Raw genomic sequence first — 12,689 nt, 5'->3', positions numbered from 1 at the left:
ACCAAATGCGGCTCCGCCCAATCGCTTCCGCCTCTGCTGATTAATGGGAGCTTCCCAGCAGGCGGCCGACGCCGTGGATTTTCTCGAGAATCAAGATCAGCACCACCGAAATTATAATGACGACGCTGGACACGGAAGCGACGATCGGGCTGTACGCATCCTGCATGTTCGAAAAAATTTCAAGCGGCAGTGTCCGCATGTCGGAAGAAATCATAAACAGCGAGACCGTGACGTTATCGAACGAAGTCAAGAACGAAAACAGAGCGCCGGACAAGATCGCCGGACGGATCAGCGGCAGCGTCACCCGCCAGAAAACGGTGAGCGGGTTGGCGCCGAGAATCGCCGCCGCCCGTTCCAACGTGTAATCAAAACCGCTTAGCCCGGTCAGCACAAACCGGATCACATACGGAACGCAGATGACGATATGCGCGATCAAAAGCCCGGTCGGCGTTCCCGCCAACAGCATCGGCGTAAAGTAAACGAGCAAGGCGATTCCCAATACCAATTGCGGCACCGTCAGCGGGGAGGTCAGCAGCGACACAAGATAGCTTTTCCCCGGAATGTCGTATTTGGCGATCGCGATCGCTCCGAGAGTTCCTAATAGCACGGAAAAGAACGCAGCTAGGAAGGCGAATTTGACGCTGTTCCAGAAAGCCTCGACAAACTCCGGTCGTTCCAATAATTTTGTGTACCACTGCAGCGAAAAGCCCTGAGGCGGAAAACTAGGATAGCTCGCGCTAGTGAAAGAAGCCGGAATGGTGACAAGCAACGGGATCAAGATATACACCAAGCTGAGCAAAGCGACCGCGACCCTGATTTTTCCGAAAATCTTCATTAGCGAAACACCTCCCGGTACCGTCCTCTTTCCATCATTCTCGTAAAAATCGTGACGATCGCCAGCGTGATGCCGAGCAATACGTACGAGACGGCCGACCCGTACGTCCAGCGCAACAAGTTGATGATCTGGTCGTACGCCACCACCGGCAGCATCGGCACATTCGCTCCCCCCATCAAGGCCGGAGTCACGTAAGCGCTCATCGACATGCTGAAGACGAGCACGATGCCGGACACGATGCCAGGAAGGCTGAGCGGCAATGTGATCGATACAAATGAACGGAGCGGTCCGGCGCCGAGAATGGCGGCCGCTTTTTCGAGCGACGGGTCAATGTTATATAAGCTTGTGGCAATGGATAAAATCATAAACGGCAAATACGCGTTCGACAATCCGATGACGACCCCCGCCTCCGAAAACAACAGTTTCGGCGGCGATTCGGTGATGCCGAGGCTTGTCAACAGCTGATGGATCGTGCCGTTTGGCAATAAAAGCAAATACCAGCCAAAATTGCGGACGACGATGCTGATTAAAAGCGGCGACGCCACCAACAAGGTGAGCAATCCCCGGACGCGGGGAGAACATTTCGCCATTGTCAGCGCCACCGGATAGCCAAGCAACAACGACACGATCACCGTGTACAGGCTCACTTTGATCGTCAGCCAGAGCGAATGCAAGTAATACGGATCGGTGAAAAACTGGATATAGTTGCCGATGCTGTAGACCGCGTTCGTTTCGCCTTTCATTTCAATAAAGCTCAAATACAGGATGTAAAGCATCGGCACGACAAAGAAGCCGAGGATAAACAACAACAGCGGCAGCAACAGCAGCCCGGCGTACAAATACTTTTTCCAATTCCTCCGTTTTCTCGCCGCAGCCGGCTGCAGCGGCAAGCTGATTATTTCTTGACGATCATCATATCTGACGGGTTCCATCCGACCATCACCTCAGTTCCTATTGTCCATCCCGATTCGATGGAAGGGCGCAGCACCTGCATCCGTTTGCCTAGCATCGACACTTCGATTTCCCAAGCGGAGCCTAAATAATTCAGCTGGACAATGGTGGCGGCGTGCGCATTGTAGTGCGGAGCTTCGTTTTCCGCCGCCTGGATCGTCAACTTTTCCGGGCGGATGTAGAGCTTGACCGCGTCCCCCACCGCGCAGGAGCGGTCCGAGCCCATCACATTTTCCGCTTCGACGAGCACTTGGCCGCCTTCGGCCAGTTCGACGCAGATCATCCGGCTGTCGCGCGATTTCACCGTGCCTTCCAACTGGTTCGATTTTCCGATAAATTGAAAGACGAATTCGGTGCGCGGGTGGGCGTAGATTTCCGTCGGCGTTCCGACTTGTTCGATTTTGCCTTTGTTCATCACGACGATCCGGTCGGACATGGAGAGCGCCTCTTCTTGGTCGTGCGTGACAAAAATCGTCGTGACGCCCACTTCTTTTTGCAGCCGTTTGATCTCGGCCCGCAGCTCATGGCGCAACTTGGCGTCAAGGTTGCTCAATGGCTCGTCGAGCAACAACAGCGTCGGTTGCACCACGAGCGCCCGGGCGATGGCGACGCGTTGCCGCTGGCCGCCGGACAGTTCGCGCGGATACCGGTTTTCCAAGCCGGTCATTTTCACCAGCTCCAGCGCTTTTTGGATGCGCCGCTTTTTCTCGTCTTTCGCCACTTTGCGCAAGGACAAGCCAAAATCGAGATTTTCATATACGGTCATATGCGGGAACAGCGAATACGTTTGGAACACCATTCCCAAGCCGCGCTTGTAAGCGGGAACGTCCGTCACTCGCTGTCCCTTGATAAACACATCGCCCTGATCGATGTCGAGAAAACCGGCGATCACGTTGAGCGTTGACGTTTTGCCGCAGCCGGAAGGGCCAAGCAAGGTGAGCAATTCACCTTGCTTGACTTCCAAATCAATGCCGTCGAGGATGACGTTTCGGCCGATTCGTTTATAAACGCCACGGATTTCCACGTCATTCGCTAGCGCCTGCATGCTTCCGCCTCCCTCTAGAAATATTGATGTATCAAGGCTTTGTGGCCTTTCATAGGTGTCAAAAATATCGACAAAATCCATTACATTTTTTTAATTTTGTTTATATATAACAGTACATAGGTGCGCTTCGCGGCCACTGCTCCTTTTCTTTATTTTTTCACTTTCTTGCCTAATTCCGGCGTGACTTCTTTTGCCCATCTGTCCGTCCATTGCTCGCGGATTTCCGCCATCTTCTTGAAATCCGGCCGGAACACAGGGTCGCTTTCTTTCAGGCCGATCGACTTTTCATATTTTGGCGCCGCTTTCATTCCTTTCAAAACAGGATAGAACCCGTTTTCCGCGATCTGTTTTTGCGATTCTTCGCTGATGAGGAAGTTGATAAAATCCATCGCCGCTTTTTTATGCGGGGCATTTTTCACAACCGTCGCGCTAAACGCTTGCAACGGCGCCCCTTCTTTCGGGATCACCATCTTCAGCGGCACGCCGGAATCGATCAGTTCGGCGATCGCGTAGCTGCCCATTACCGTTACGTCCGCCGCCCCTTGCTGCATGGCCGGCATCATTTGCGTGGAGTTTTTGTAGAACGTATCCGAATAGCTGGCGAGTTCTTTCGCTTTTTTCAAGCCTGGTTCCAGATTATCAAGGCTGCCGCCGTTCGCGTTTGCGAGGTTATAAAGCAGCGCGAAGCCCCAGTCATTGGCGATGTCGGCAAACGCTGTTTTTCCTTTGTAATCCGGGCGAATCAAATCGTTCCAAGACGTAATCGGTTTCCAGCCGTTCTTTTCAAACGTTTTTGTATTGTATGCTGGCGCGATGACTAGCCCGAACGCAGGCACGCCAATCTTATCGACTGCGACAAAGCGCGGGTCGACTTTCGTCATGTTTGGAATCGCCGACGGATCCAATGGTTCGGCTAACCCTTTGTCCGCCGCCCGTTGCACGTCAAGCGGCACGTAAATCGCGACATCGTATTGAGGAGCGTTTTTCTGCAATTCGACTTTTGACAAAATTTCTCCCGACAATCCCGGTACGAAGTTCACTTTGATGCCATATTTTTCTTCAAATTTCGGTGCAATCACTTCGCGGATCGCCTTTTCAATTTTGCCGCCGTTTCCGGCAACCGTAATTTCCGTCGCATTGTCCGACGACTTGTTGGCCGGTTTCGCTTCCCCCGGTTGTTTCGCGTTAGGAACTCCGCAGCCGGCCAGCGCTGCCATCATAATCATCAGTCCAATCATAATCCACCGTTTCATGACACCATCCCCCTTGTTTCATTCTTTTAGTTCCGACAGTTTTTTTCGGACATTTTCGAGGTGCCGCCTCATGCAGGCGACCGCGCCTTGCGCATCGCGTTTTTCAATGCGGGCGAAAATCTCTTTGTGCTCTTGCAGGACGCTCCTTCGTTTCGCTAAATTTCCGATATTTTGATGGAGCGTATAGGTCAGGCTTTGTTTCATCACTGGCGACAAACTGTCGATGACTTGAATCAAAACCGGGTTTTTCGATGCGATGGCGATCGCCCGATGGAAAGCGAAGTCGGCGTCGACTCCCGCTTCCCCTATTTCCAGCTGGTACTCAAAATCAATGAGCGCCTTCTTCATTTCTTTCAAATCGCGCTGATCGGCCCGCAAAGCGGCCAATTCAACAGTGCCTAGCTCGATAATTTTGCGCGTTTCCAGCAAATGCAGCGTTTGTTCCTTTTTCGCGACGATCGAAAGGGCTAACGGGTGAATGTAGTCGCTGAGGTCGACTTTGCGCACAAAGGTGCCTTCCCCTTGCCGCGTTTCGATGATCCGGGCGGCCGCAAGCATGCTCAGCGCCTCGCGGATGCTAGAACGGCCGACGCCAAACATGTCGCTCAATTCTTTTTCTGAAGGAAGCTTGCTGTCTAGCGGAAGCTCGCCTTGTTCGATCCATCGCTTGATTTCTTCGACGATTTCTTCTGATATTTTTTTTCGGCGGATCGGTTTGACTCCTCGCATGGCAACCTCCTTTCCTAAAAGATGGCGGCTTTTGGCAAAACCGCTCCGGCGCGCTTTGTTTTGGAAGCGGTTACAAAATAATTGTCATCGCTTCCAGAGCGTCGCTTTTCAGCCGCGGATCCACGCGGAGGCGTGGGCGCTGCTCTTTTTGGATGTTAGTCAGAAGAGCGGATAAACTGCCTATGGGGAATCTGTTATCAGACATCTGATGTCCTTATATTTATATTTCTAACCAACATCTGATATCCCCCCTTAGTTGTGATAATTTACTAAAAATTCAGTCTAATTGGTAGAGATGTAGCTAAAGCTTTCGTGCGTTGATCCGTGCCGCCATCTGTAGGGGCGGATGTGGCGGACTTTCATCCACGGAAGTTTTTGCGTTTTTCCCTTTGCGGCTTTAGCTTTTTTCGCTGCCGTAGAAAGGCTCCTTGTTCTTGATGCTGTTGATCTTGATCCAGTTCTTAGCGAGCCAATCAAACTCACTAGCCTTGTGTCTGTCCACGATGCGATGAATCGATCCCGCACGCTTCGGCCAGCAGTTCGACGAGGTGGACCGCCTTCATGCGCCCGTTGAGCCCCTCTTTAATGATACCCGCCTTCATTTGCAGCAGGCATCCCGGGTTGGTCGTCACGACCACGTCCGCCTTCGTGCCTTTGATGTCCGCCATCTTGGCGCCGAGAATGTCCATCGACTCTTGAAAATGAACCAAATTGTAAATCCCGGCCGATCCGCAGCAAACATTCGGATCGTTCAGCGGAATCCACTCGATGCCTTTGATCGAACGGATCAGCTTTTCCGGCTCTTTTACGACTTTCTGGACGTTTGTCATATGGCACGATGGCTGATAGGTGACGCGGTACGGCAACGTTTTTTCCGGTTTCCATCCGAGCATATCCAAAATGACGCTGATGTCCGCCGTTTTTTCGGAAAAGCGCGCCGCCCGCTCCGACCAGTCCGGATCATCGGCGAACAGCCGGCCATATTCTTTCAGCATCGCCCCGCAGCCGCCGGCGTTGTTTACGATGTAATCAAAATCTTCGCTTTCAAACGCTTCGATGTTTCGCTTCGCCACCATTTTCGCCGTCTCTTCTTCGCCGGCGTGGGCTTGCAATGCGCCGCAGCACGTTTGCTTATCGGCAACGACAACTTCGCAGCCAACTTGTTGCAATAAGCGGATGCTCAGCCGATTGATCCGGTGAAACACGGCTTCCATGACACAGCCGGTGAAAAACGCTACTTTCAATACCGGACGTTCCCCAGCCGGGGGATACCGCCGGCCGTCATTCCTTTTAAAAGGCGGTTTCGCTTCATCCAGCCCCTTGTCGAATAATGCGAGGTTTTCCGGGAACAAGCGGCGAAACGGCTCCATATGGGCGATTTTTTTGGCGCCTGATTTTTGATATATCCATAAAAGGCCGCCGAGTTTGTTCATCACGTTTTTCCGCGCAAACATTTGCTTGAAGACCACATCTTCGCAAAAACGGCGAAACGGGGACGCGGATTGCTTTTTATGATGTTGAATGGCGGTTTTCGCAAGCTCGAGCAATTTCCCGTATTGCACGTTGCTCGGGCAGACTTGTTCGCACGCGCGGCAGCCGAGGCAAAGGTCGATCGGCCCGCTTAATTCGTCCAAAGTGATGCGCCCTTCCGCCGCCATGCGCACAAGATGGATGCGCCCTCGCGGAGATTGCGTTTCCGTTTTCATTGTCAAGTATGTGGGACAGGCGGGCAAGCAATAGCCGCACCGGACGCAATCGTAGGCCAAGTCTTCCGCTTTTTTTAGATGCGTTTTTTCTTCCACGTTCATTGCCTTAACACCAGCCTGTCGTTCGGTTTCGGGAAAATCTTTCCCGGATTCATGATGCCATTCGGGTCCCATGCCTCTTTGATACGCTGCATCATTTCGAGTGAAAAATGGTCAAATTCCATTGGCATGAAGGCTTTTTTCATGATCCCGATGCCGTGTTCGCCGGAAAGCGTTCCCCCAAGGTCGATGGCGGCTTCAAAAATCGCGGCCACCGCCTTCTCCACTTTCTCCATTTCTTCACGGTCGCGCTGGTCGCAAAGAATGTTCGGGTGCAGATTTCCGTCTCCGGCATGCCCGAAGACGACGAGGTCAATGTCGAATTGATGCTTGATGTCCCGCAGCCGCTTTAAAAAGGCCGGGATTTGGCTTCGCGGAACCGTCGCATCCTCGGAAATTTTCGTTGGCTTATGTCTTGCGATCGCCGGGGATACGAGTTTGCGCGCCTTCCACATTTCTTCTTCTTCCTCGCTCGTTTCGGCCTTTTGGACGCGGAGGGCGCCCGCTTTTTCCAGCAATTGATAGACGGAATCGGCTTCGTCCCGAATCGCCAACGGGTGGCCGTCCAGTTCGATGAACAGGACAGCTTCGGCGTCGATTGGCAATCCCATTGGATGGTAGTTTTCCACCGCCCGGATGGAAGATTGGTCCATAAATTCGATTTTCGCCGGAAGAATGCCCGAAGTCAGCACATCGGTGATCGCGTGCCCGGCTTGGACGATGTCGCCGAAAACAGCCATGAGGGAAAGCGTCGCCGGCGGCCGCGGAATGAGCCGCAAAATCGCCTCTGTAATAATGCCGAGCGTCCCCTCGGAACCGACGATCAGTTTCGTCAAGTCGTAACCGGTTACATTTTTCACCGTCCGCCCGCCCGTGCGGATAATATGGCCTTCCGGCGTGACGACTTGCAGGCCAAGCACATAATCTTTCGTCACTCCGTATTTTAAGCAGCGCGGCCCGCCGGAGTTTTCCGCAAGGTTGCCGGCGATGGTCGACACGTTGGAACTGCTCGGGTCGGGCGGATACATCAGTCCGACTTTTTTGGCGGCGCGATCGATATCCGCCGTGATCACGCCGGGGGAGACAATTGCGATCATGTCGTCTTTATCGATTTCCAGCACGTCGTTCCATAAGGAGACGTCGATCACGATGCCCCCTTCCACCGGCAGCGCTCCCCCGCTTAAGCCGGAAGCGTGTCCCCTTGGCGTGACCGGGATTTTTTCTTCGTTCGCCAGTTTGACGATCTCCGACACTTCCTCGACGCTCTTTACTTGGCAGACGACATCGGGAACAAAAAGCCCGAAAGACGCGTCGTACGCGTAACTCAACAGGTCGGTTTTTTGCGTCAGAACTCGATCCCCGCCGCCCATGATCCGGATGATTTTTTCGATCGTTTGTGAGGTCAAGGGCACGTTCATCACTCCTAAAATGGCAAACTCAAAAGCTGCCGGATCGGCTTTGCGCGCCGCCTCCAGCGATGCATGCAGCGAAAAATGGCAAAGCTTTTGCCGCTTAATCAAGAAGTTGATGTGCGGCATGGGGATGCGCAAACTGTTCCCAGCAAGGCAAGTTTGGGAATTCGCGTCATCATTCTTGGCTTTGCGGAGCAGCATCACGCAATTTCGCTCAAACGCCGCTTTTCAGCTTAGCGTTTCGGTAGCGAAAAATGACGCTGTCAAGGTGATGGCGCATCGCCCGGCGCGCTTCCATTCCATCCCCTTTCAAGATCGCTTCGCAGATCGCGCGGTGTTCTTCCAGCACATCTTTCGGATTGCCGGCACCTGCCATCGTATTGACCGTGTTTTTCGTCACCGATCTCAGCAGTTTGTCGGAAATAAGCTCCATCGTTTTGAAAAACAAGATATTTCCGGACATCTTAGAGATTTGCATATGAAAGGAAAAGTCCGACTTCGCCGGCAGCTTTTTAGATCGAACCGCTTTTTCTAGTTCTTCGAATAGTTGACGCAATTTTTGTTTGTCCTCCAACGATCCGCGCACCGCCGCGTAGTAGGCGGCTTCCACTTCCACTGCCTGCCGGAACTCCATCAGCTCGTCGATCTCGGCACCGTTGTCGGCCAAAATGTCATTCAAATCTTCGTTCAAATTCTCGCTCGTTTTTCGCACAAAGGTCCCGATGCCTGTGCGGATTTCCAGCACTCCGATCGCTTCCATAACGGTGATCGCTTCTTTGATCGTCGTCCGCGAGACTTGGAATTGTTTTGCCAAGTCCCGCTCGGACGGCAGCCGGTCCCCCGGCTTTAATTGGCCGCTTCGGATCGCCGTTTGGATTTGTTCAATAATTTCGTGATACACTTTCTTTTTTTTAATTGGTTTGATCTCCATTCCCTTGAACTCCTCAATCAATCTATCCTATTGGCATATGGTTTAGTGTATCAGTGGCTGGTCCACTACACCACAAATGTAACATGAAAACGGTTAATTTGTAAATATATTTTCTAATTATCTGAAAAGATTAAAATGACACGCAACTTAACTCATTATATGTTATTCTGAAAGTATCAATTTCAAAAAATTAGAAACAATGGAGATGGGAAAACGATTATCGCAGTAAAAACACCCCAAAAGGGGAACGGAAACCATGAAAAAGGAAAAGGCTACGCTTCGCAAACGTGGCTAATGGGCCTTGCCTAAATTCTGATAAAGCGCTCCGCTTTCTTGATGGTAATCCGAAACACCCGTCACTCCGAAAGAAGAAATTGGAGATGGTAGATGAATGAAAAAGATACTAACTTTATTGATGCTGTTTCCATTAATGAGCGCTTGTTCTACAGAAGCGCAGGAAAATCACAATATTGAACTCCCTCAGGCTGATGCTTCAGCTTTAAGTGTACTAGAACATCATCATTCCATTACTATTCATCAATTTAGCCTTATCCTTAAAGAATATTTAAAGAACTATCATTCATCGAGCAGTTCTAATCGATTATACTTAAAAGGAATGGCAGATCTTTATCTTGCACAAAATAATCTATTTATACCTAATATGTATGAAGAATATAATATTGGTAATTTATCAAAAGAAGAACAAAACGATATTCAAGAACTTTATAAAAATTGTCGCGCTTTCGCAGATTTAATATCGAAATCGCTGGATAAAAATGTTCCTATATCCGCAGACAATAAAACGATCAAGGAGTTAATTCAATTAGCTGATGATATTAAAAGCCAAAATCCTTATGAAGATGGGAAGACAGATTTGATCGTTAAGATGAATCAACTCATCAAAAAGATCATGAATGATAATCGGTAAACTTTTTAGTATCAGAAGCGGATAAACACATGGATGACTTCCTTACAACCTAGTCACGGCGCAGCTGTCATTATCTTCGTTTACCATCATTTCCATTAGTGCCAGTACCAGTGCTTGTTCGCTTCGTTGATACCGTTGGAACCGTTCCGTAGAGAACTCCCCATCTCTTGTTCGTGGAACACGCAAGATCAACCGTCCTACCCGGGTTGTCAGCTGGAATGGATACGAACCGTTGCGATAGCCTTTTCGTTCTTCCGTTCGCTCATCACGGCGGGCTCCCAGCTGTTCTTCTACTTGCTTTTCGTGGATTTGGTTGAAGACTTGTTCCAGCAGCTTCGCTAATCCCTTATCGCTTGTCGATAGCCTGTACAAAAGAGTATGAGCCATGTTGCCTTCCGCGTTTGTCTGTTTATTGTTTACCTTGCCAAAGTGGAAGCAATATGGCTTTTTTCTATTGACTGTCTCTGACGTTTTCGCTCTGTTTGTTCTTGTTTAACAATACTTGTTTATATACTTGTTTATACCTGTTTATACTTGTTTACGGGCTTCTGGATCCCTTGGGCGGCAAGGGATTGCGGATTTAAAACACAACAAAATTGGGGTGAACGCACAACAATTTTGGGGCGAACGCATAACAAAATTGGGGTGAACGCATAACAATTTTGGGGTCAACGCACAACAATTTTGGGGCGAAAACAAACAAATTTGGGGTGAACGCACAACAATTTTGGGGTGAAAACAAACAAATTTGGGGTCTGAAAAACAAACATTTTTGGGGTGTCCGCAAACGAAATTGGGGCCGCAGCGTTCCTTATGAATAAATGGAACGGCTCAAGCCTTATCGGCAAAGGAAATGGCATGCACAATCAACAGTTTTGCAGGTGATTGATTTCCTTTCGGTTCGTTTCATGTTAAATGCAAACAAAAATAAAAAAATGTTTGCTTTTATTTTTTTAGCTATTTTATAATAAATATGTAACTATTTTTTGCCATATGGGGGATAGAGAGGTAATCAACATGTACGATGAAACAAAACCTCTTGTTTTTAACCAATTAAACTTAGTGTCTAAATCCAATTCGCTCGTTGAAGCGCGTTATAAGTTGGGAACGATGGAACAAAAGGTGATTGCCGCCATTGCATCCAATATTTCGCCTGATGACAAGGATTTTCAAACATACACCTTTTCCATAAAAGAATTTAAAGAACTCATCGGTTCGAAGTCGAAAAATATTTACCATGAGATCGACAAAGTTATGACCAAGCTTATGCAGCCGTTCAATTTCATTAATGCGGAGGGGAAGCCGACAAAAATTGCTTGGCTGTCCAAAGCCACTTATAACGTTGGCGAAGGGACGGTCACGGTTCGCTTTGATCCCGATTTGAAACCTTTCTTTTTGTTTCTTAATGAGAAGTTTACGAGATATAAATTAGGGAATATCATTCATTTGCGAAGAAGCTACTCGATCAGAATATACGAATTGTTAAAGAGTTACGAAGGATTGGCCGAGCGAACATTCACCCTAGAGGAGCTGCGAAGCAAATTGGGAGTAGAAAACAAATATCCGCATTGGATCAACTTCCGGCAAAGGGTGTTGGACCCTGCAAAGGAAGAACTAGAGGAAAAGACGGATATTATGTTTACATACGAGCCCATCAAAAAAGGCCGTTCGATCGAAAAAGTCAAGTTTATCATCAAGCCGAATCCGAAAAATAAAACGTTGATGACGAATATTGTGGAACAATTAGAAAAGGTGTTAGAAAACGAAGATGTGCTGGAAATTCAAGAAAAAGGAAAAGAACTAGGATTGGCATTGCCTAAAAAATTAGTTCAAGAATGGCTGAAATACGGAAAAGAAAACGTAATGGAGCTAATGGAGTCCATCCAATATCGCGGCGATATAGAAAACAAGATTGGCTATATCTCTTCCGTTTTGCGAAAAAAAGCGGAAAGCGAAGAGAAAATGGCGGATGTGGACCAAGTGCAAAAAAAGATTCGCGAAGTCATTCATTATTTTACACCTCGTCAAGGAGCGAGAAAAGTAGATTTGTTGCCTGAGTGGCTGGTAAAAAGCACTGCGGTGGATATATTTGCAAAAGACATGACGCCGGAGGAAGCAGAACAGCTTTGGGAAGAAAAAAGAGATGAAATTATGGAGGAAATCAATAACCGAAGGCGCAAAGTGACCACGTGAACGCCCTTTTTCAGAGTAATGGTTTGGTATTAGAGCGCACATGTTGGCGTTCTGCTACATTCTAAAAGAATCGCTGCTGATCTAGCAAAGAAGCTAGGTGGCGAACTTATAGTCTTTAACGCGAGAGGCTTGGGGATTCCGCTATGGAGGAATGATATAAAAATGCGGAAAGAGGCTGTCCCAAAAGGTTGCTAAAACGACCTTTTGCGGACAGCCTTCTTATTCATAATAAAGGAAGATAATATAAAATACAAACAACAATCTTTTCTTATATAAAACAGTGCATTTCTATGAAAATGTGTCCTTGGAGCGGCCATTTTCATGCCGGGTGGAGAGCAAAGCGCGCTCATGGAACTTTTTTAATCTAATTGGTCCAACTCCATTGTATATAGCTGAGAGCAGACCAAGTACCAACAGCTCGAACTTTTGTATCGTGGAATACAGTAGCTTTTTGCCATCTTATACCGATATTTAATTCAAAATTACCTTCGACATTTCTAATATAATCAAAGTTAACCCGTGGTGCTAGTTGAGCGTCAGCGCTCAACCAGCCCTAGTGTGACCAAGGAATAAGCCAACAAGATGCCATCGAGTGCCACTTCAAACC

At 48.8% G+C, this 12,689-nt stretch carries 10 protein-coding genes and 1 pseudogene; 2 read left to right on the top strand and 9 right to left on the bottom strand.

Translation table 11 applies throughout. The features are described from left to right. Nucleotides 1-40: 40 nt before the first annotated feature. From BM278_RS13985 to BM278_RS13950, 8 genes are all read right to left on the bottom strand, one after another. Nucleotides 41-835 carry an ABC transporter permease gene (locus BM278_RS13985; RefSeq protein WP_090950834.1) on the bottom strand — a complete coding sequence of 265 codons (795 nt, stop codon included), beginning with the start codon at nt 833-835 and terminating at the stop codon, nt 41-43. Continuing rightward, nucleotides 835-1,767, bottom strand: a complete 933-nt coding sequence (locus BM278_RS13980; protein WP_090950832.1) for an ABC transporter permease — start codon at nt 1,765-1,767, stop codon at nt 835-837. Before BM278_RS13980 ends, BM278_RS13985 begins: the two co-directional genes overlap by 1 nt. Further along, nucleotides 1,731-2,831 carry an ABC transporter ATP-binding protein gene (locus BM278_RS13975; protein ID WP_090950830.1) on the bottom strand — a complete coding sequence of 367 codons (1,101 nt, stop codon included), beginning with the start codon at nt 2,829-2,831 and terminating at the stop codon, nt 1,731-1,733. The genes BM278_RS13980 and BM278_RS13975 overlap by 37 nt, the downstream gene beginning before the upstream one ends. A gap of 149 nt (nt 2,832-2,980) precedes the next feature. Continuing rightward, entirely contained in the window at nt 2,981-4,084 is a 1,104-nt protein-coding gene (locus BM278_RS13970) for an ABC transporter substrate-binding protein (RefSeq protein WP_090950828.1), read from the bottom strand. Between the two features lie 18 nt (nt 4,085-4,102). Further along, entirely contained in the window at nt 4,103-4,813 is a 711-nt protein-coding gene (locus BM278_RS13965) for a FadR/GntR family transcriptional regulator (RefSeq protein WP_090950825.1), read from the bottom strand. Between the two features lie 482 nt (nt 4,814-5,295). Further along, a complete protein-coding gene (locus tag BM278_RS13960) occupies nt 5,296-6,621 on the bottom strand; it encodes a (Fe-S)-binding protein (RefSeq protein ID WP_090950822.1) in 1,326 nt (441 codons plus the stop codon). Next, nucleotides 6,618-8,036: an FAD-binding oxidoreductase gene (locus tag BM278_RS13955; RefSeq protein WP_208601816.1), complete on the bottom strand. Its 1,419-nt coding sequence runs from the start codon at nt 8,034-8,036 to the stop codon at nt 6,618-6,620. The genes BM278_RS13960 and BM278_RS13955 overlap by 4 nt, the downstream gene beginning before the upstream one ends. A 208-nt stretch (nt 8,037-8,244) precedes the next feature. Beyond that, complete coding sequence (locus BM278_RS13950; protein WP_090950820.1) at nt 8,245-8,961, bottom strand: FadR/GntR family transcriptional regulator; 717 nt, start codon at nt 8,959-8,961, stop codon at nt 8,245-8,247. 391 nt (nt 8,962-9,352) lie between these two features. Here BM278_RS13950 and BM278_RS13945 point away from each other — a divergent pair, with 391 nt between their 5' ends. Continuing rightward, on the top strand, nt 9,353-9,889 hold the full coding sequence (locus BM278_RS13945) for a hypothetical protein (RefSeq protein ID WP_090950817.1): 537 nt from the start codon (nt 9,353-9,355) through the stop codon (nt 9,887-9,889). 78 nt (nt 9,890-9,967) lie between these two features. On the opposite strand, the pseudogene BM278_RS13940 reads toward BM278_RS13945, so the two are convergent. Continuing rightward, nucleotides 9,968-10,276 (bottom strand): annotated as a pseudogene (locus BM278_RS13940) (transposase); the annotation flags it as partial. A gap of 630 nt (nt 10,277-10,906) precedes the next feature. Between BM278_RS13940 and BM278_RS13935 the strand changes: the two are divergent. Further along, nucleotides 10,907-12,082 (top strand): replication initiation protein, encoded by a 1,176-nt coding sequence (locus BM278_RS13935; protein ID WP_042386115.1) that lies wholly within the window; start codon nt 10,907-10,909, stop codon nt 12,080-12,082. Nucleotides 12,083-12,689 lie beyond the last annotated feature (607 nt).

The sequence above is a fragment of the Parageobacillus thermantarcticus genome (genome assembly GCF_900111865.1).
Taxonomy (GTDB): Bacteria; Bacillota; Bacilli; order Bacillales; family Anoxybacillaceae; genus Parageobacillus; species Parageobacillus thermantarcticus.
The sequence above is the reverse complement of the archived record's forward strand: the minus strand, read 5'-3'. Positions and strand labels throughout refer to the sequence as shown.